Genomic DNA, 17,649 nt, shown 5'->3' with positions numbered 1-17,649 from the left:
GCCTTTCCCGGCGCCCTCGCGGGCAGGCCGGTGTCGGCCGACACGTCAGACACTCCGAGGTGTGCATGCGGTCACGTTTTTGTCCGTGCGGTCCATAACGCGGTTCTTTACCGTACAGTCCATAACTGGGCCCAGAGCCGTCGGGTTCGGGCTGTAATGCCGCAGTGACACTTGGTGCACGACTTCTGGCGTTCGCACCGGACAGGGGTAAACGATCATGGGACAGCTTGACGGGAAGACGGCAGTCGTCACCGGAGGCAACAGCGGCATCGGACTGGCCGCCGCCAAGCGATTTGCACGTGAAGGCGCACACGTGTTCATCACCGGCCGCCGGCAGGAGGCCCTCGACGCCGCGCTGGCCGAGATCGGTGGCGAAGCCACCGCCGTCCGGGGCGACGTCGCGAACCTCGCGGACATCGACCGCCTCTACGCGGCTGTCGCCGACCGAGGCCGGACCATCGACGTACTGTTCGCCAACGCGGGCGGCGGTGAGTTCGCCGCTCTTGAGCAGGTCACCGAGGAGCACTTCGACGCCACCTTCAACATCAACGTGCGCGGCATGCTCTTCACCGTCCAGAAGGCCATTCCACTGCTCAACGACGGCGCCTCGGTGATCCTGACCGGATCGACTGCCGCCACCTCAGGCGGCGCCGCCTTCGGCGTGTACGCCGCGTCCAAGGCCGCGGTCCGTTCCTTCTCCCGCACCTGGGCCAACGAACTCAGCGGCCGCGCGATCCGAGTGAACACCCTGGTGCCCGGCCCGATCGTCACCCCGGGCATCACCGGCCTGGCCGCGGACGCCGAGCAGGCCGCAAAGATGAGGGACGTCTTCGCCAGCCAGATTCCGCTGGGCCGGATGGGGCACGCTGACGAGGCCGCATCTGCCGCACTGTTCCTCGCCAGCAGTGAAAGCAGCTTCGTCACCGGATCCGAGCTGTTCGTAGATGGCGGACTCAACCAGATCTGATCGCTGTACGGCTTCGGCGCAAGCAACATGAGTGGGGCCCGGTCGTTGGCGGCCGGACCCCACTCCTATGGTGCCGGCGAGTCAGATCACCACCGCTACCTCGTTCGCGGCCGTCGCCCACGCCCGTGCAGAGCGTGACGAACCCGAGCAGCCACAGCATCAGGACAGTAGGCGCCACCCGCCAAAGGGACTTGACGGTGAAACCCGCACCGAACGGTCGCGTACGAAAGCAGAACGAGCAGCAGGGAAGCCATGGTTGTCGACTTCGTGCGCCGTCACCTGCCCTGCTGCGGCTCCTTCAGCCCGTAGCCCGCTGAACCGGACCAGAGGATGTCGAGCTGCTCAGCCGGATCTGCACGGCAGCCGGCGACGGCGGGTTCGGGTCCGACGCCGGCCTGCCCTCCGCGACCGTGGCGGCCAGCGCGCAGCACGGCATCCGACGGGAGGGCCTTGCTACTTCAGCACAAGGTCAGTGAGGACCAGCACGCGCTAGTAGGTGTAATCCCGGGTTGGCCCTACTCCTGGGGCGTCGCCCGGGAATCGGGCCGGACCTCGTGGGGCGCCCCGCTGGACGCCGTCCGGCTGCGGCCGGGCGACGACCTCGCCGCGGTCACTGCCTCGCAGCCGCGGGACCTGGTCGAGCGCCTGATCGCCGCACGGCAGTGGCACCCGGGCGACCCCGCGGTGTGGATCGTGACTGACGCCGGCTACGAGTCGTCCGGGGCTGCAGCGCACCGGAGCCTTTCGTATCCCCTCGTAGTGCCGGACCGAGCCTCCAGGGTGTCGGTGTCCGCCTGGCGGGTGTGGTCGGATCAGGGCCGGTGGGGTCCGCGTTGGGGAAGTGTTCGGCTGTAGACGACGCTGGTGGTCGTGCTGCCGAGACCGGCCAGCTCGTCCACCAGCGTCTCCAGGTGCTCCATCGAGGTAGCGGCCACCTTAAGTGTGTAGCAGTCGTCGCCGGTGGTGCGCAGGCACTCCAGGATCTCGCGGCGTTCGGCGAGGAGGTGGTGCAGCGGCTGGTGGCGGTTGCCCGGGTACTTCAGACGGACGACGGCGAGCACGGGGTAGCCGACCTTGGCCAGGTCCACGGTGGCGTGATAGCCGGTGATGACACCGAGCGACTCCAGATTCCGGACTCGCTCGGTGGTGGCCGACGGGCTGAGGTTGACCCGGCGCCCCAGCTCGCTGAGGGAGATCCGGGCCTCCTGCTGGAGCTGCTCGATGATTGCCCAGTCGATGTCGTCGAGGTTCACGGCCATGGGCTGATATTACCGGGAGATTCCTGGTTGACAGAGGGAATCGCCGGGAGGAGTCGGTTCCCAACGCGTGATCACCGGAATAACCTCGGGTCATGCAACTTGGCGTCAACGTACCCAACTTCGGGCCTGGGACCGACCCCGGCGTCCTGCGCGCGTGGGCGCGGGTCGTGTCCGGGCTCGGGTTCGACCTGTTGATGGTGTCGGACCATGTGGCCGTCACCCCGGATGTGGCGGAGCGGTATCCGGAGCCGTTCTACGACCCGTTCACCACGCTGTCCTGGCTGGCCGGAATCAGCGATGGCGGGCTGCGGCTCGGCACGACCGTGCTGGTGCTGCCGTACCGGCACCCGCTGCTGGTGGCGCGGATGGCGAGCAATCTCCACCAGCTCAGTGGCGGGCGTTTCGTACTCGGGGTGGGGGTCGGCTGGGCGCGACAGGAGTTCGACGCGCTCGGGGTGCCGTACCGCGCGCGGGGACGGCTGACCGACGAGTACCTGGGTGTGATGCGGGAGGCCTGGCGGGCCGAAGACAGCGCCGCTCCTGCGGTGTGGGTCGGCGGGCACAGCGCGGCGGCGATCCGGCGGGCGGCCGCGTTCGGCGATGCCTGGCATCCGCTGCGGCTTCCGATGACCCGGATGCGGTCGGTCCTCGCGGACAACGCGTTGCCCGGCTTCGCGCCACGGATCGCGCTGCGGCAGACCGACGCTCCCGTCCAGGAGGCCGAACGGCCCGCCGGCGTCGGGGATCTGGAGCAGATCATGGGTGATCTGGGGGAACTCCGCGAACTCGGCGCCGAGACGGTGGTGCTCGACCCGTACCACGGGGACCCGGCCCAGACCCATCATCCCGAGACCGCGTGGCGGGCGCTCGCGGCGGTGACCGAACAGTGGAGGACAGAGTCGTGATCACACCTGCTGACGAGGCGCTGCTGCGGCGCGCCATCGGAATCGCGGCGCGCGCGGTGGAGCTGGGCGACGCGCCGTACGGTTCGCTGCTGGCCGGGCCGGACGGGGCGATCCTCGCCGAGGCCCACAACACGGTCCAGCGAGACGACGACATCACGGCCCATCCGGAGTTGAAGCTGGCCCGGTGGGCGGCCCGTGAGCTGGACGCGGACACAGCGGCCCGCACCACCATGTACACCAGCTGCCAGCCGTGCGGCATGTGCGGGGGCGGCATCGTCCGCTCCGGCATCGGCCGGGTCGTCTACGCACTCTCCACCGAACAGCTCATCGAACTCAACCCCTCGGGTGACTGGCCGACGGTCCCGCAGGACGGCCCGGCCCTGTTCGACGAGGCACGCGCCCCCATCGATGCCCACTACCGTCCCAGCTGACGGCATCCGGCATTCTGAGCAACATGCTCGTGACGGTCACGGCCGCCACATACACCTACTGCCCGTTGCCGACGGAAACAGCTCCGACCGCAGTCCTGTCGGGGGCGTGCAATCGCGTGCCCTTGTCTGTCGGGATCGTTCGCCGGGTGGGGAGTCCAGTCCTGGCTAAGCTGCGCGTAACGGAATGATGTTCGGCTGTAAGGGGGCAGGGCGGATGCTGATCGAGGTTGCGGGGGTGCGCGTACCTGCGGGGCGGGCGGCAGAGGCGGCGCGGCTGGTCTGTGAGGAATACGCTGACGACGCGCTGTACCACCACTCAGTGCGGTCATATTTCTTCGGTGCGGCCTGGGCGGAGGAGCGTGGCCTGGACTTCGACCGTGAGCTGTTCTTCGTCTCGGCGTTGCTGCACGACTTGGGTCTCGTTCCGCCCTTCGACAGTCACACGCTCTCGTTCGAAGAGGCTGGTGGCCACCTGGCCCGGGTCTTCACGGCCGGTCTCGGCTGGCCGACTGAGCGACGCGACCGGGCGGCGGAGCTGATCGTGCTCCATATGCGGGACGATGTTGCGCCGGAAAGGGATGTGGAGAGTCGGCTGTTGCAGGTGGGGACCAGCGCGGATGTGTCCGGAGCGGGTCTGGAAGCCTTCGACCCGTCTTTCATGGACGCCCTCGTCGGGGCGTACCCCCGGCTGGGTTTTGCCAAGTCCTTCGTGCGCCTGTTTCAGGACCAGGCGGAGCGTAAGCCGGGGTGCGCGGCGGCGGAGTTGGTAGCGCGAGAGTGGGCGGAGCGGACTGTGTCCAATCCGCTCGATCAGGGCTGAGGCCCGAGGGTTCAACGGGTTGTCATGCGGCTTCGGTGGGGGGCGTCCGCCCCAGCAGATGCCGTTCTCGCTGCGGATTCACGCGCGCTCTTTGCGCTGGGCGGCGAGGGTGTCGGGGTCGCGGGCGTTGGCAAGGGTGAACTGCCGAAGTAGCCCGAAGCGGGCCTCGATGGGGTTGGCCCAGGAGGCGTTGGTCGGGGTGAACGCCGTCCGGGCGGTCGGCGCGGATCGGCTTCAGGGCGGCCCGGGAGTTCGCGGCGCCTTTGTGACGGCGGTTGAAGCACTCCACGAGCTGCTCTCGCATCGGCCCGTGTCCACCAGCCGGAAGAACTTGTAGAAGGTGCGTGGATCTCGCGCTCGGCGTCCGCACGGCGGTGTCAGAGCACGGTCACGGGGTGGCGCACCACCGCGTCGAACAGGTAGCCCTGCGTGTTGAACACGGCGGTGTCCGGCTGAGTGCGGCCCGCCGTGTCCGTGGCGCGGGCCAGCAGGTCCGTCGGGCCGGGCCCGCCAGGCGTCCACGGAACTGACCAGCGCGTCCAGGTGGCGGAACGCGGCCGGTCATGGAGTCGAGCCCGCCGCCAGTTAGTCCCACCGTCGGTGCTGACGTCGACCCGTTCGACGGCCCCAGCGCCCGACCAGGACCTGCCGTGCAACACCTGCCTCTCCCCCGCCGGGAACGTCGCGCCGCTCGCCAGCTCGAAGGCGCTCTTGATCGTCTGCCGGCTGAGCGGCGCACTGCCTTCCTCCGGGTAGGCGGGGCCGAACAGCCGGTAGAAGGTGGTGTTCCACGGCGAGTACAGCGGCTGCGCCGACACCTCGATGTCGCCGAGCCATTTGATCGACGCGATCCCCACCCACGAGGGCACGAGCACCCGCACCGGGTAGCCGTGGTCGTACGGCAGCGGCTCGCCGTTCATCTCGTACGCCAGCAGCACGTCGTCCAGCGCCTTGGCCAGCGGCAGCGGCCGGCGCACCCGGCCGAGGCTCTCGCCGCCGCTGACGTACTCGGCGTCCAGGCCACGGGGCTGCACGTCCACGGCGTACGGGGACAGCCCGGCCCTGTGCAGCACGTCGGCCAGGCGCACGCCTCGCCAGCGCGCGACGCCGACCGCGCCAAGCGTCCACGCGGTGCCGGTGACCGTCTCGCCCTGCTGCGTCGTGTAGTAACTGCGGCCGTTTCCGGCGCACTCGACGAACGCGGTCCGGGTGACGGCGGGCAGAGCGCGCAGATCGTCGTACCCGAACTCCACCGGCTTGTCCTCGGCCGGCGTGCCGCGCAGCCCGTCTCCCCACAGTCTCAGCCGCCAGTCGGCGGTGTCCAGGACGGGGGTCGCGGTGTGGTTGCGGACGAAGAACAGTGCGTTGGGGGTGTGATGACCGGTTCCGCGCAGCGCCTCCCAGCGGGTCTCGGCGTTGGTGCCGCGTTGGATGAACCACTCGGGCGGCAACGGCTTGACGATCGAGGAGCCGGCGCGAGCAGGATTCCTCGCGGAGAGCGCGGTGCCGGCGGCGGTTGCGGCCAGCAGGGTCAGCAGCCGACGCCGCGTGACCCCGTCCGCTCTGGCCTCGCCGTCGAGCCACTGGCGCAGCCTGCGGCGATCGTAGGCGATCTCTTGGTGGGCGGCGGAGCCGGCGGCAGACATGGCAGTCCCGTCATGCGTAGGTGGGGAGAAGGGAACTCGGGCAGAGCGCGGCAGCCGACGCGCAAGGGAGCGTCCTCGGCAGGCCTACGAAGACCAGCAGCGCATGCGCGACGCGGCCGTCGAAGAAGAGAACCGGGAGAAGGCCGATCAGCGGGGGAACCGACACAGCGCCGCGGCCACGCGGACGAGGTCCACGGCGCGGCGACGGGTCAAAGGCTCCGGCAGCGGCATGACGCGATGGAAGCACTTAGTTCGACGCGTGTCAACGAGCCAGTATTTACAGGGTAGTTGGGGCGCCCGGGATCCGGTCGGTCCCGGGCGCCTGTCGGGCGCCGTCGACGCCCGGGCAGGCCCCCGGCGCGGTCAGACACGGACAGGTGCGGCGTCGCGGGCCGGCAGCTCGAGTCCGAGGTTCTCGCGCAGCGTGGTGCCGGTGTAGTCGGCGGCGACGATCTTTCGTCTGCGCAGCTCGTGCAGGAGGCCGTTGACGAGGAAGTCGTGCTGGCGCGGGTCCGCGAGACCGCCGAGCGAGATCACGTCCAGGACGCCTGCACGGAAGCGTTCCTCGACGGCGTCGGCGAGTTGCTCGGGTGTTCCCGCGGCGGCCCAGTGCCCGGTGTCCTGCGCCGCGATGATGAGCTCCCGCAGCGTGTAGCCCTGCCGCGCGTATCCGGTGAAGATGTCGACCCGCCCGCGACGGCGGTTCACCGAGGTCACGTCGGGCAGCAGGCTCTCCGGCAGCGTCGCGTCGAGCGGGAGCTCCGACAGGTCGACTCCGCCGCCGAGCATGTCGGCCAGCTGGGCACGGCCGCGTTCGAAGTCGATCGACTCCCGCTTCTCGCGTACGAGCCGCCTCGCCTCCTCCTCCGTGGCGCCGTAGGTGGCGTGGAACGAGCTGAAGATCAGCGGCAGCCCGTCGGCCCGACCCAGGCGCTGGGCCTGGCCGCGGATCTTCCGGGTGAAGTCCAGCGCGTGGTCGAGGGTGGGCAGCGAGGTGAACACGATCTCCGCGTAGCGGGCGCCCAGCGCCGTTCCCGCCTCGGACTGCCCGGCCTGGATCTGCACCGGGCGCCGCTGCGGCAGCGGCGGGATGTTCAGCGGACCGGTCACGGTGAAGAACCGGCCGGAGTGGTGGATCGGGTGCACCCGGTCGCGCTGCAGCACCGCCTTCCCGTCCGCACCGACCGTCAGCGCGCCGGGTTCCCAGCTGTCCCACAGCGCGTTGACCACGTCCAGTGTCTCCGCGGCGCGCGCGTAGCGCTCCTCCGGGCTGGGCAGTTCGCCGGCGCCGAAGTTCTCCTCACCGATCGAGGAGGTCACCAGGTTCCAGGCGGCCCGCCCGTTGCTGACGTGATCGAGGGTGCCGAAGAGACGGGCCAGGTTGAACGGGTGGTGGAAGGTGCTCGACACCGTCGCGATCAGGCCGATCCGCGAGGTCACCTGGCTCAGCGCTGAGACGAAGACCAACGGCTCCTGCGAGCCGATCGCGCCCTGGGCGTCGAACCTGAGCAGATCGGCAGTGAACAGCGCGTCGAACCTTGCCGCCTCGGCGAGCTTCGCCACCCGCACGGCGGTGTCCAGAGTGGATCGGGTCGGGTCGATCGCCAGGTCGTACGTCTCCGACGTGCCACCGGCTCCGGTCACGGTCTTCAGTGTTCTGGGCTGCTTTGCGCTCACTACTCGACCCTTCTCATCGATGCCGGTGGCATCGGGGGTGGCGGCTTCTCCAGGGATGGGCGGACGCCCCGGCATGCGAGATCAAATCCGGCCGGGCATCACGGGTGCGCACGGTGTTGCCGGCAGGCGGCCGGGACGTACGGTCAGCGACAGAGCGCGGTGTGGGTCCGGCACAGGTCGACGTGCCGGCGCTTCGTCCGGACCAGCGGCACAACCGCGACCGGTCCGACGTGCGATGCCCTCACCCTGACTCCCATCGAACCCGGCCCAGGTACCCGACAGTGCGCGGATCACGGCCGTGGCCGGCGCGGCGTCGACAGGCCGGATCGCTCGGCACGACAATGGATCAACCGCCACATGATGTGCCTCTGGAGCACGGGAGGCAAGGCCGCCTGCCGAAGGCCGAGGACGGTGACACCCCCCTGGATACCTCCGCCGGTCAGTTCAGGGACGCGAGAAAGGGCCTCCCCAGGGGCGCACGCAGCGTGGGGTGTTCAGGTGTTTCCGTCGGCGTTCACAGTTCGCGTTCCAGGAGTGCGGCAACCTGCCGACAGCGGCTGACGAGTACGAGGTGCACCCCGTCGAACGCGCCGCTGTCGCGGAGGGCCAGGATCTGTTCGCACGCTGCGGCCACGCCGGCGTCGCGGTCGCGTTCCACGTCGACGACCAGACTCTCGGTGATGTCGATGTCGGGGATCTTGGCTGCTAGGTTGCGGGCCATGCCGGCGCCGGCCAGCACCATCACTCCCGCGTAGACAGGTTCGTGACGTGCTGGCCTGGCGGGTCGGCTGGTGGGTGATCAGCAGGTGGCCTGGCGGGCGAGTACCAGTTCGGTGCCCGGCTTGCGACGGGTCGCCCGCCGGGCGGATCGGTCGGAGACCGATCCGGCGATGGCCTGGTGGGTCTCGGCGTAGGTTTCGCGGCGGCCGGTGAACCGCTGCAGGGGCCGCCACTGCTTGTATTCGGCGTTGGTGTGCTCCACGCAGATCCGCCGGGAGGACTGGCGGCGCCGTTGCTCACGCCAGGCATGGCGCTCGCCCACCGGCGCGTCGCCCTTGGGTTTCTTCGGCGGGGCGCTGACCTGAGCGGGGAACTCGTTGGCCAGGCCCCGGTAGCCCTCGTCGACCTCCGCCTTGACCTTCGGGTGCCAGCGGAACTGTTCAGCGATGCCCTCGGTACGAACGGCCGTCTGGTCGTGCAGCCGGCCGGGCCGGACCACCCCGCTGAACAGGGTGCGGCCCTGCGCGTCACTGAAGGTGGTGGTCTTGACCGTGTTCTGCTTCTTCGTACCGGAGACGAACGCCTTGCGGCCGGGGCGACCCGCTCGCGTGCGGCGGACCTGCACCTCGGTCCCGTCGATCCGCAGGTCCACGCCTTCTGCCTCGGCATAGGCGAATACGTCCTCCAGTGTGCGCAGCCGCAGCCCGGGCCGGTCAGGGACGGCGAAGCCGCGGGCCGCCACCAGCGGGCGGACCTCTCGGACCGCTGTGGATACGGTGGAGCGGTACACGCCGTACAGCTGTGCCAGAGCGGCGTGCGGCAGCCCCAGCCGCAGGTGCACCAGCGTGACCAGGAGCCGGTCGACGAAGACCAGGCGTTGCTTGGGCCCGGCACGGCGGGGCGGGGACCGCATTCTTCGAGCAACTCGCCGAAATGTGCGCGGGAGACCCCGGACAGGGCAGGGTGGGAACAGGCCGCACGGACCCAGGCTTGCGTCACAACTTGCCCAACCCGTGCGGACCTTCGCCTGTAACGGCCAAGGCGCCTGCCATGATCGTCACCATGGGGATACATATCGCACCGGCCGGGGTTGCCGACTTCCACCAGGTCCTGACTGATCACCCCCGTTACTGGGGCGAACGCGACCTTAGGTCGCTGCACCTTCTGGCACTGGTGCAGGAGTTCGGTTCCACCTGCTTGGTTGCCCGAGCCGAGGACGGAATCCGTGGGTACATCTTCGGGTTCGTCACCCCAGACGGTACGGGGTACGTGCATCTGATCGCCACGCGGGACGACGCCCGTGGCACCGGTCTCGGGCGTCGTCTGTATACGGCGTTCGCTGAAGCAGCGGAACGTCACGGTGCGCGGCAGTTGAAGGCGATCACGTCAATCGAGAACACCGGCTCAATCGCCTTCCATCGCAGCCTCGGCTTCGACACGAAGATCGTCGACGACTACAACGGCCCCGCCCGGGCTATGGCCGTCTTCCACCGAGATCTGCCGCTCGACGTCTCGCGGCCCTGACCAACCAGCCGTCAGTGGTAATCGCTCCCCGGTCCGTAAGCCTTGCCCTTGACCCCTGGGGCAAGGCTTAGCGTCCGGCCATGAACGCGACTCATCGTCTTGTACGCCTGGTCCGCCGCCCTGATGGATTGCCGACCCCGGACGACTTCATCCTGGTACAGGCACCCATCCCCCGGCTTGAGGCCGGCCAGGTACTCGTCCGCAACACCCATTTCCTCGTCTTCCCGGGACTGCGCACCCTCATCGGGGGCGAGACACGCGATGTTCCGCTGCCACCGCTGCGCCCCGGCGACACCCTGTTCGGCCCCGCGATCGGCGAGGTGGTCGATGGAACACTGGGGAAAGGGCAACTGGTGCTGCACCTTCAGGGCTGGCGGGAGTACGCGACGCCCGCCGCTGCTGAGTACCGGCTGCTGGCCGGCACCCTGCCCGACCCGGTGGCCCATCTCGCCCAGGGCTCTGCCGCGTACGGCGCGCTGACCCGGCTGGCCGAGGTCCAGGAGGGTGACACCGTGTTCGTGACCGGCGCCGCGGGTGCTGTGGGCACCATGGCGGGTCAGATCGCCCGGCTGCTGGGTGCTGGCCGGGTGGTCGGGAGCACCGGTTCACCGGACAAGGCTCGGCGACTGGAGCGGGACCTCGGCTACGACGCCACCGTGTTGCGCGGAGCGGCCCCCCTCGGCAGGCAGCTCGCCGAGGCGGCGCCAGGCGGTATCGACGTCGTCCTGGACACCGTGGGTGGCGAACAGTTGACGGCCGCCGTACACGCGGCGAACCGGGGTGCCCGGTTCGCCCTGGTGGGCGCGTTGGACGGTCAGCTGTCTCCGGACCGGGCGGGCGGGAGCGCGCCGACTGTGCTCGACACCTTCCGTTTGCTGAACCGTGGCATCACGATCGCCGGCTACAGCGGTGTGGACCACCCGGATGTCGAGGCGGAGTGGGAGGCGCGCCTCGGAGACTGGCTGCGGGCGGGCGACATCCATTTCCCGTACACCCCGGTCCGCGGAATGGAGCGCGCCCCGGGGGCGTTGCCCGCACTGATCGCCGGCCGCTCCTTCGGAGCGTCCATAGTGGAGTTGTAGGACAGGACGGAGCGGGTATGCGGATCGGCGAGGCAGCGGCGGCAGCTGGGACCACGCCACGTGCTCTGCGACTGTACGAGGCCCGCGGCCTGCTTCGACCTCCGCCACGCACCTCGTCCGGTCAACGTGAGTACGACTCCGCCGCGGTGGCCCGCGTCCGCGTCATTCGCAGCCTTCTGGCTCTGGGCCTCACCCTGGAAGACCTCCGCCGCCGCGCCCACCGCCTGGACGTCCTCGTCCAGGACCAGCCGTCGGCGTGCTGTGCCGGCCGCCCCGGCGAGTTCAGTGACGTCGTGGCCGATCGCCTGGCGGCCCTGGACACGGAGATCGCACGCCTGACACGCCTACGGCAGGGTCTCGCCGCCGCCGCGGGAGAGGCTCGGTGCGCCCCGGGCTCACCGGCCCCCGACGAGGACAGGCGTTCCAACCCGAGCGGTTGAAACTCAAGTTCAGTGCCCACTCTTGAGATCTACACGCCAAAGCAATTAGGGCATCGAGTCCAAGCGTCCAGTCGTCTCAGGCGTCTGCGGCAGAAGGAGTGAGGTGATGAGTCCTGCGATGACGAGTGCGGCGCCGGTAAGGGTGATGCCTGTAAATCCGGCAAGGTGAAGGACGAGTCCGCCTGCGGCTGAACCGCCTGCGATGCCGATGTTGAAAACGGAGATGTTGGCTGCCGCGGCGATGTCGGTGACGGGATGAGCCTGCAAGGAGACGTTGACCTGCGCGGCGGTGCTGAAGGCGTTGAAGGCTGCTGCCCAGATCAAGGCGACGAGCCAGGTCAGGAATGGGCCGGTCATGACCAGCGGGAGAACGATCAGGCTGGTGGCCAGCAGGACCAAGGAGGCCAGCAGAGCGTGCCGGGCGTGTCGGTCGGCGGCTGTGCCGCCGACGATGGTGCCGACTGCGCCTGAAACACCGCTGGTCAGGAGGAGAATGCTCGCCGCGGTAGTGCCCAGGCCGGTCTGTTGGCTCAGGAGGGCGACGAAGTAGGTGGACGCCGTGTAATGCCCCGCGGCGACAGCGGAGTTGATGGCAAAGGCGAGCAGCAGCCGGGCTCTGGCCAACACCTTGAGCTGAATCAAGAGGCTGGAGAGGGGCGCCTGTGTGGGTTCCGGCACCAGGTGGAAGGCTGCCATCAGGACGCCTATGGTCAGGGCGGCCAACACGCCGTAGACGGCGCGCCACCCGAACACGCCTCCGAGCAGCATGCTCGCGGGAACCCCGACGACGGTGGAAACGGTGATCCCTCCGAAGACAATGGCGACAGCCCGTCCTCGCCGCTCAGGACCGGTCAGCGTCGTCGCCAGTGTCAGGGCCGTCACGGCATACATCGCCGCAGCGGTGCCGGTGAGCACCCTGGCCACCCACAACGCCGGGAAGCGGGTGGCGAGAGCGGTGACGCCGTTCCCGACAGCAAGCGCAACCAAGGCCCCCACCAGGACCTGCCGACGAGACAGATGACTCGTCAGCGCGGTGAGCACGGGCCCCAACAGCGCGACGGCCACGGCGTACGCGGAGACGAGGGTGCCTGCGGCGCCAGTGGAAACCGTAAGGTCGGCGCTGATGGCGGGCAGTAATCCCGCAACGGCGAGTTCGCTCGTGCCCAGGACGAGAGCGCCCAATGCCAGCACAACCAGAGCCGGCACGGCAGCTGACTGGTGAGTACCAACGGCGGGTGAACACGTTCGCATGACACCTCTTGAGGGGGAGACAGATACAGGTTGTGCAGCGCTGACGACCGGCCGGGACATGCGAAGGCGGCCGGTGAGAGCTGTGCAGGAGCGCCGACGAGGATTGCGGCGGGAAAAGAGGGTCCGCGGAGGCGGTCACCCGGAAAACAGCAGGAAGGGCCCGGCCCTTCGCTGTTGTCGCGGAAGGCGGTGCCGGACTTCACGATAGAGCAGTGGTGCCGGTCGCGGTGAGCGTGCTCACGAGCCTGGCCCGCTGCTTTGGCGACTGCTCAGTTTCGTTGAAGGCCCTGCTGCTCCGTGATCAAATGAGGAATGACCTCGTTCCGGACTGGTTCACGTGTGCGCCTCCGCGGTATCGAGCCGGATGACTGGACCGCGCTCATGGGCTTTGCGATTGACGAGGAAGGCCTGGGAGACAAGCGAACCAGTCGGCATCATGGCCTGTCATGACGCCGACCCGAACATGGGATGGTTCGAATGCGGCGTGACCATGGGGGTTGATCATCGGCGCAAGGGCTACGCAGCGGAAGCGGTCGGAATGCTGCTGCGGTTCATGTTCGCGGAACGGCGATATCACAGGTGCGAAGCTCGGATACTCGCCCATAACGCGGCATCGCTGGCGCTTCATCGGCGGCTTGGGTTTGTCGAAGAAGGCCGACTCCGTGATCGTGTGGGCCTCCTCGCTGAGGACTTCGCTCAGTCGCACGCGACCGACTGACAGCGATCCAGTGTCGGGCTGACTGGGTGGCGGTCAAAACTGAGCATGGCGGAGCTCGCTGCGGGGCCTGACGGAGACGGGCTGGCGCATGTACTTCCGCCGGGGCACTTTCACTCAGTGAACGACGATCCGGGAACCGTTGTGTTTCTTCAGGCTGCCTGTGCGAGGTAGTGCGGGGTGACGACACGTCGTACGGCGAGACGCGGCGTGCGGCGTCGGAGGGGTGTTCGTGGTCGCGGCAGTGCCGGCGGGCCCTCACGATCCACGACCACGATCACTCCACGATCCAGCGGCGCGGAAGGACCTGGCCCTGGTCACCCGTTCCTTGGCAGCGTCGCGGTGGGTCACGTCGGCGGCGGTCTTGGCTTCGCCCCAGCCCCGGCTGTCCTTGCCGACGGTCGGGACGCCTTGACGGTCCGCGAGTCAACGATCGCCGAGGCCGCGCGGACGTGCTGTTCGCGATGCTCCGCGACGGCACCTTCTACGAACCCCGAACCCCACAGCGTCGACGCCGACTGCGCCGTGCTGATCCGCACGCAACGAAGAAGACGTCTCAAAAATAGGGGGGATGAACCATAAGAAATCATTCAGATCAGGACAGCGACGTATCAACATGTGAGATGTGGTTCCACTTGTATTGTTCCTGTGAAGGTCGCTGCTACTGTTCCCGCCGTGATCCAGACATCCACACCGGCGCTGACACGGCGTCGCGCCATCGACCTGATGCGGGTGCTCAGCGCGAGCTGTTGCCCGGGTCTCGCCGTGGCCTGCTGCTGAGTCTGACGAACACTCACACGCGCGCTCACTCCTCCCGGCCGTGACCCCCACGTGCGCGGGCATGCCTAGGCACTCGCTTCCTCCGGACGCCCGGCTTCGGCCTTTCGCGCCTCCGGTCATCGCACCTCGCGGTCATCCGCCTTCCCCTGCTCACGCCCCATGCCGCCGCGCGCTTTCCCCTGCGCGGACGCACCCCACGCGTGGGCCGCCTACCGAGGAGTCCAACCATGCGCATGAGACGCGCCTCCGTCGTGGCTACGGCCGTCGTCGTCACCACTCTCGCCTCCGGTATCACCCTGACCTCCGGTGCCGCGTACGCGGACCCCGGCGCCGGCATCACCGCCCACCAGTTGGTCGGCGTCGGCTCGGACGTCACCCAGGACGTCCTGGACGCGCTGGCCGGCGAGACCGTCAACGGCACCAGCTACGCCTCGTCCGCCGTCACGGCGGACGGCTACACGCTCGCGTCCTACGATGCGACCGAGCCGGGCACCGGCTCCACGACCTCCCAGATCCAGACCCGGACGGGCGGCCCGAAGTTCCTGCGCCCCAACGGCGCCAACGCCGCCCGTGTCGCCCTGAGCGACTCGGTCGCGGGCGGCAACTACGCCGTCTCCGGCAGCGCGAACGACGGCACGGTCGACATCAAGGACCAGATCGACTTCGCCCGCAACACCAGCACGCCCGCGGTCGCCGGCACCGCCCTGACCGCCGTCCCGTACGCCCGCGACGCGGTGGGCTACGCGGCCAAGGGCAGCGCGCTCGCGCAGCTGACGAAGCAGCAGCTCCACGACATCTACACCGGGGCGCTGACCGAGATAAACGGGGTGACGATCCACCCGTTCATCCCCAACTCGGGATCCGGCACCCGCAGCTTCTTCCAGAAGGCCATCGGGGTCACCGACGCCCAGCTGGGCAGCAACGTCGACACACTGGACTACAACGGCAAGGCGGTGCAGCAGAACCGCCTCGACGACGTGATCAAGAACGACGGCGACCTCGTCCCGCTCTCCGTCGCCAGCTTCGTCGCCCAGCACAACGGAACCGCCCAGGACCGCAGTTCGACCGCCGTAGCGGGTGGCGCGTTCGTCGGCGCGCTGGACGAGGAGAACAGCGGAACCTACACCCAGCCGGTGATCGACAACGCCGACGGCAGCCTGTCCTCCAACCCCGACTTCTTCGCCGACACCACCTTCGGCCGTGACGTCTCCAACGTGGTCGCCACCCGAGCCATCGACCCGACCAGCGTCTTCTTCAACCAGGCCCTCTACGACGTCTTCGTGACCGACGGCGACCACAAGGCGGCACTCGCCTCCACCGCGGCGCAGTCCGTGATCGAGAAGTTCAGCTTCCTGAACGTCAGTTACAACGGCGTCGCCGACCCGACCAACAAGCACGTCAAGCGCGGCGGCCTGGAGGACCCCAACCTCTCCACGGCCGTCCCGGCGGCCCCGTCCGTGACCGCGACGCCGGGGGGCGGCACGCTGAAACTGTCGTGGGCCCCGGCCGCGGGTGCCGACGTGAGCGACTACCGCGTCACCGTCCAGGACGGCAACGGCGCGGCCGTCGGCGGCTACGCCTACAAGGACGTGCCCGCCGCCACCACCGGCACGAACCTGACCGGCCTGGCCGCAGGCACGTACACGGTCACCGTCTACGCCGCCGACATCAACGGCAACAGCGACGCCACCACGAAGACCGTGACCGTCCGCACGGCGACGACCGTGACCGCCACGGCCGCGACGGCGAAGCCCGCGTACGGCACCACCGAGTCGATCGCGGTGACCGTCGGCCACACCGACGCCACCGTCCCGACCGGCACCGCCGGCGCCTACTACGGCAGCACCAAGGTGGGGTCCGCCACCCTGAACTCCTCCGGCAAGGCCACCGTCAAGGTCGCCACCACCAAGCTCGGCGCGGTCGGCGCCAAGACCCTCAGCATCCGCTACGGCGGCGACGCCACCCACGCCGGCTCCTCCCACAACGTCTCCTTCACCGTCGTCAAGACCACCCCGACCCTGACCGTCACCGCACCGACCCGGATCAGCCACACCAAGCACGCCGTGATCACCGTCAAGGTGAGCGCCACCGGCGTCACCCCGACCGGCAAGGTCAAGATCTACAACGGCTCGACACTCGTCGGCAGCGGCACCCTCTCCGGCGGCAAGGTCACCGTCACCGTCGCCAAGCTCCCCAAGGGCAAGCGCACCCTCAGCGTCCGCTACTTGGGCAGTGGCTACGTGAACGCCAAGTCCAAGACCATCAGCATCACCAGCTACTGACGCATCGCCAGTTCCGTTCAGAGGCTCTCCCGGTCCGGAGCCGGCGCCACGCCGGCTCCGGACCCGTGGGCAAGGTGACGCCGTAGCGCCGTTCGGCCGTGCTCAGCGCCGTATCACCGTGATCAGAGAGGAGTGAAGGGACCGTGGGTATCCCGTTCACCGCGCCGGGCGAGGACGCGCCACGGCGGCCGGACTCCGCACCGGGCGCCGGTGACCGCCTCTTCCGGGGCGTGCTGCGCGCCTCCGGGCTGGCCGTCCTCGCCGTCATGGCGGCCGTCGGCCTGTTCCTGCTGCTGCGCGCTCTCCAGGCGCTGCGCACCTCCGGGTTCTCCTTCCTGACCACCGAGCGGTGGGAGCCCGACGCGCACAACTTCGGCATCGCCGCCGTACTCACCGGCACCGTGCTGATCGCCGCCGTGGCGGTCGTGGTGTCGGTGCCGCTGGCGCTCGGGACCGCGCTCTACATCTCCGAGATCGCCCCCGCGCGGCTGCGCCGCACCCTGATCGCGCTCGTCGACCTGATGGCCGCGGTGCCGTCGGTGGTCTACGGGCTGTGGGGCCTGTTCTTCCTGCAGGGCAAGGTGATCGGCCTGTCCCGCTGGCTCTCCACGTGGTTCGGCTGGATCCCGTTCCTGCACGTGGACGGGGTGAACCAGAACGACCCGCTGGCGTCCGCCAGTGTGTACACCGCCTCGACCTTCGTCGCGGGCATCGTGGTCGCGCTGATGGTGGCGCCGATCCAGTGCTCGGTGATGTGCGAGGTGTTCGGCCGCGCGCCCGCGGGCGAGCGGGAGGGCGCCTACGCGCTCGGCTCGACCCGGGCCGGCATGATCCGCACCGTGGTCCTGCCGTACGGGACCGGCGGCATCATCGGCGCCACCATGCTCGGGCTGGGCCGCGCCCTGGGCGAGACCATCGCGGTGTACCTGGTCATCTCGCCCGTCTTCGAGATCCAGCCGCACATCCTGCAGACCGGTGCGAACTCGGTCTCCTCCCTGATCGCCCTGCACTACGGCGACTCCTCCGAGTTCGGCGTCTCCGCCCTGATGGCGGCCGGGCTTGCCCTGTTCCTGATGACCCTGGTGGTCAACTTCACCGCATCGTCGATCGTGGCCCGCTCCCGGTCCGGCGCGCAGAGCGAGGCATGAGC

Annotated in this window: 17 protein-coding genes and 1 pseudogene; 11 read left to right on the top strand and 7 right to left on the bottom strand. The window is 69.1% G+C overall.

The window, feature by feature from the left end; genetic code table 11:
• Positions 1–217: 217 nt before the first annotated feature.
• Positions 218–967 (top strand): SDR family oxidoreductase, encoded by a 750-nt coding sequence (locus ACIPSJ_RS26340; protein WP_401349541.1) that lies wholly within the window; start codon positions 218–220, stop codon positions 965–967.
• A 330-nt stretch (positions 968–1,297) separates the two neighbouring features.
• Complete coding sequence (locus ACIPSJ_RS26335) at positions 1,298–1,822, top strand: transposase (RefSeq protein ID WP_401349538.1); 525 nt, start codon at positions 1,298–1,300, stop codon at positions 1,820–1,822.
• On the opposite strand, the gene ACIPSJ_RS26330 is transcribed toward ACIPSJ_RS26335, so the two are convergent.
• Positions 1,780–2,226 carry an Lrp/AsnC family transcriptional regulator gene (locus tag ACIPSJ_RS26330; protein ID WP_359221606.1) on the bottom strand — a complete coding sequence of 149 codons (447 nt, stop codon included), beginning with the start codon at positions 2,224–2,226 and terminating at the stop codon, positions 1,780–1,782. The genes ACIPSJ_RS26335 and ACIPSJ_RS26330 overlap by 43 nt on opposite strands.
• A 92-nt stretch (positions 2,227–2,318) precedes the next feature.
• On the opposite strand from ACIPSJ_RS26330, the gene ACIPSJ_RS26325 reads away from it, so the two are divergent.
• From ACIPSJ_RS26325 to ACIPSJ_RS26315, 3 genes are all read left to right on the top strand, one after another.
• Positions 2,319–3,131 (top strand): LLM class flavin-dependent oxidoreductase, encoded by an 813-nt coding sequence (locus ACIPSJ_RS26325; RefSeq protein WP_401349535.1) that lies wholly within the window; start codon positions 2,319–2,321, stop codon positions 3,129–3,131.
• On the top strand, positions 3,128–3,562 hold the full coding sequence (locus ACIPSJ_RS26320; protein ID WP_359221603.1) for a nucleoside deaminase: 435 nt from the start codon (positions 3,128–3,130) through the stop codon (positions 3,560–3,562). Before ACIPSJ_RS26325 ends, ACIPSJ_RS26320 begins: the two co-directional genes overlap by 4 nt.
• A 214-nt stretch (positions 3,563–3,776) precedes the next feature.
• Positions 3,777–4,382 (top strand): HD domain-containing protein, encoded by a 606-nt coding sequence (locus ACIPSJ_RS26315; protein WP_401349533.1) that lies wholly within the window; start codon positions 3,777–3,779, stop codon positions 4,380–4,382.
• A gap of 78 nt (positions 4,383–4,460) precedes the next feature.
• Here ACIPSJ_RS26315 and ACIPSJ_RS26310 read toward each other — a convergent pair.
• From ACIPSJ_RS26310 to ACIPSJ_RS26290, 5 genes and pseudogenes are all read right to left on the bottom strand, one after another.
• Positions 4,461–4,659: pseudogene (locus ACIPSJ_RS26310) on the bottom strand (IS630 family transposase); the annotation flags it as partial.
• A gap of 100 nt (positions 4,660–4,759) precedes the next feature.
• Entirely contained in the window at positions 4,760–6,028 is a 1,269-nt protein-coding gene (locus ACIPSJ_RS26305; protein WP_401349532.1) for a sulfite oxidase, read from the bottom strand.
• A 363-nt stretch (positions 6,029–6,391) separates the two neighbouring features.
• Positions 6,392–7,672 (bottom strand): NtaA/DmoA family FMN-dependent monooxygenase, encoded by a 1,281-nt coding sequence (locus ACIPSJ_RS26300; RefSeq protein WP_401349529.1) that lies wholly within the window; start codon positions 7,670–7,672, stop codon positions 6,392–6,394.
• A 547-nt stretch (positions 7,673–8,219) separates the two neighbouring features.
• On the bottom strand, positions 8,220–8,447 hold the full coding sequence (locus ACIPSJ_RS26295; RefSeq protein ID WP_401349526.1) for a hypothetical protein: 228 nt from the start codon (positions 8,445–8,447) through the stop codon (positions 8,220–8,222).
• A gap of 57 nt (positions 8,448–8,504) precedes the next feature.
• Complete coding sequence (locus ACIPSJ_RS26290) at positions 8,505–9,338, bottom strand: transposase family protein (RefSeq protein WP_401349524.1); 834 nt, start codon at positions 9,336–9,338, stop codon at positions 8,505–8,507.
• Positions 9,339–9,475: 137 nt separating this feature from the next.
• On the opposite strand from ACIPSJ_RS26290, the gene ACIPSJ_RS26285 reads away from it, so the two are divergent.
• The 3 genes from ACIPSJ_RS26285 to ACIPSJ_RS26275 all read left to right on the top strand — a co-directional run bounded on the left by ACIPSJ_RS26285 (position 9,476) and on the right by ACIPSJ_RS26275 (position 11,471).
• A complete protein-coding gene (locus ACIPSJ_RS26285) occupies positions 9,476–9,949 on the top strand; it encodes a GNAT family N-acetyltransferase (protein ID WP_359221593.1) in 474 nt (157 codons plus the stop codon).
• Positions 9,950–10,029: 80 nt separating this feature from the next.
• A complete protein-coding gene (locus ACIPSJ_RS26280; RefSeq protein WP_401349522.1) occupies positions 10,030–11,031 on the top strand; it encodes an MDR family NADP-dependent oxidoreductase in 1,002 nt (333 codons plus the stop codon).
• Positions 11,032–11,048: 17 nt separating this feature from the next.
• Complete coding sequence (locus tag ACIPSJ_RS26275) at positions 11,049–11,471, top strand: MerR family transcriptional regulator (RefSeq protein WP_359221590.1); 423 nt, start codon at positions 11,049–11,051, stop codon at positions 11,469–11,471.
• Between the two features lie 45 nt (positions 11,472–11,516).
• Here the strand turns inward: ACIPSJ_RS26275 and ACIPSJ_RS26270 are convergent, their stop codons facing one another.
• Entirely contained in the window at positions 11,517–12,677 is a 1,161-nt protein-coding gene (locus ACIPSJ_RS26270; RefSeq protein ID WP_401349520.1) for an MFS transporter, read from the bottom strand.
• A 409-nt stretch (positions 12,678–13,086) separates the two neighbouring features.
• On the opposite strand from ACIPSJ_RS26270, the gene ACIPSJ_RS26265 reads away from it, so the two are divergent.
• From ACIPSJ_RS26265 to pstC, 3 genes are all read left to right on the top strand, one after another.
• On the top strand, positions 13,087–13,440 hold the full coding sequence (locus ACIPSJ_RS26265) for a GNAT family N-acetyltransferase (RefSeq protein ID WP_401349518.1): 354 nt from the start codon (positions 13,087–13,089) through the stop codon (positions 13,438–13,440).
• 1,004 nt (positions 13,441–14,444) lie between these two features.
• A complete protein-coding gene (locus ACIPSJ_RS26260) occupies positions 14,445–16,499 on the top strand; it encodes an Ig-like domain repeat protein (RefSeq protein WP_401349516.1) in 2,055 nt (684 codons plus the stop codon).
• Between the two features lie 143 nt (positions 16,500–16,642).
• Positions 16,643–17,647 (top strand): phosphate ABC transporter permease subunit PstC, encoded by a 1,005-nt coding sequence (gene pstC, locus ACIPSJ_RS26255; protein ID WP_401349514.1) that lies wholly within the window; start codon positions 16,643–16,645, stop codon positions 17,645–17,647.
• Positions 17,648–17,649: the final 2 nt, after the last annotated feature.

Origin of the sequence: Streptomyces sp. NPDC090088 (genome assembly GCF_044747345.1) — a bacterium.
Lineage (GTDB): Bacteria > Actinomycetota > Actinomycetes > Streptomycetales > Streptomycetaceae > Streptomyces.
The sequence above is the reverse complement of the archived record's forward strand: the minus strand, read 5'-3'. Positions and strand labels throughout refer to the sequence as shown.

What these genes read in the sequence shown, in the direction of transcription:
- ACIPSJ_RS26340 (WP_401349541.1), top strand. Translation starts at nt 218, where the DNA reads ATGGGACAGCTTGACGGGAAGACGGCAGTCGTCACCGGAGGCAACAGC.
- ACIPSJ_RS26335 (WP_401349538.1), top strand. Translation starts at nt 1,298, where the DNA reads ATGTCGAGCTGCTCAGCCGGATCTGCACGGCAGCCGGCGACGGCGGGT.
- ACIPSJ_RS26330 (WP_359221606.1), bottom strand. Translation starts at nt 2,226, where the DNA reads ATGGCCGTGAACCTCGACGACATCGACTGGGCAATCATCGAGCAGCTC.
- ACIPSJ_RS26325 (WP_401349535.1), top strand. Translation starts at nt 2,319, where the DNA reads ATGCAACTTGGCGTCAACGTACCCAACTTCGGGCCTGGGACCGACCCC.
- ACIPSJ_RS26315 (WP_401349533.1), top strand. Translation starts at nt 3,777, where the DNA reads ATGCTGATCGAGGTTGCGGGGGTGCGCGTACCTGCGGGGCGGGCGGCA.
- ACIPSJ_RS26305 (WP_401349532.1), bottom strand. Translation starts at nt 6,028, where the DNA reads ATGTCTGCCGCCGGCTCCGCCGCCCACCAAGAGATCGCCTACGATCGC.
- ACIPSJ_RS26295 (WP_401349526.1), bottom strand. Translation starts at nt 8,447, where the DNA reads ATGGTGCTGGCCGGCGCCGGCATGGCCCGCAACCTAGCAGCCAAGATC.
- ACIPSJ_RS26290 (WP_401349524.1), bottom strand. Translation starts at nt 9,338, where the DNA reads ATGCGGTCCCCGCCCCGCCGTGCCGGGCCCAAGCAACGCCTGGTCTTC.
- ACIPSJ_RS26285 (WP_359221593.1), top strand. Translation starts at nt 9,476, where the DNA reads ATGATCGTCACCATGGGGATACATATCGCACCGGCCGGGGTTGCCGAC.
- ACIPSJ_RS26280 (WP_401349522.1), top strand. Translation starts at nt 10,030, where the DNA reads ATGAACGCGACTCATCGTCTTGTACGCCTGGTCCGCCGCCCTGATGGA.
- ACIPSJ_RS26275 (WP_359221590.1), top strand. Translation starts at nt 11,049, where the DNA reads ATGCGGATCGGCGAGGCAGCGGCGGCAGCTGGGACCACGCCACGTGCT.
- ACIPSJ_RS26265 (WP_401349518.1), top strand. Translation starts at nt 13,087, where the DNA reads ATGACTGGACCGCGCTCATGGGCTTTGCGATTGACGAGGAAGGCCTGG.
- ACIPSJ_RS26260 (WP_401349516.1), top strand. Translation starts at nt 14,445, where the DNA reads ATGCGCATGAGACGCGCCTCCGTCGTGGCTACGGCCGTCGTCGTCACC.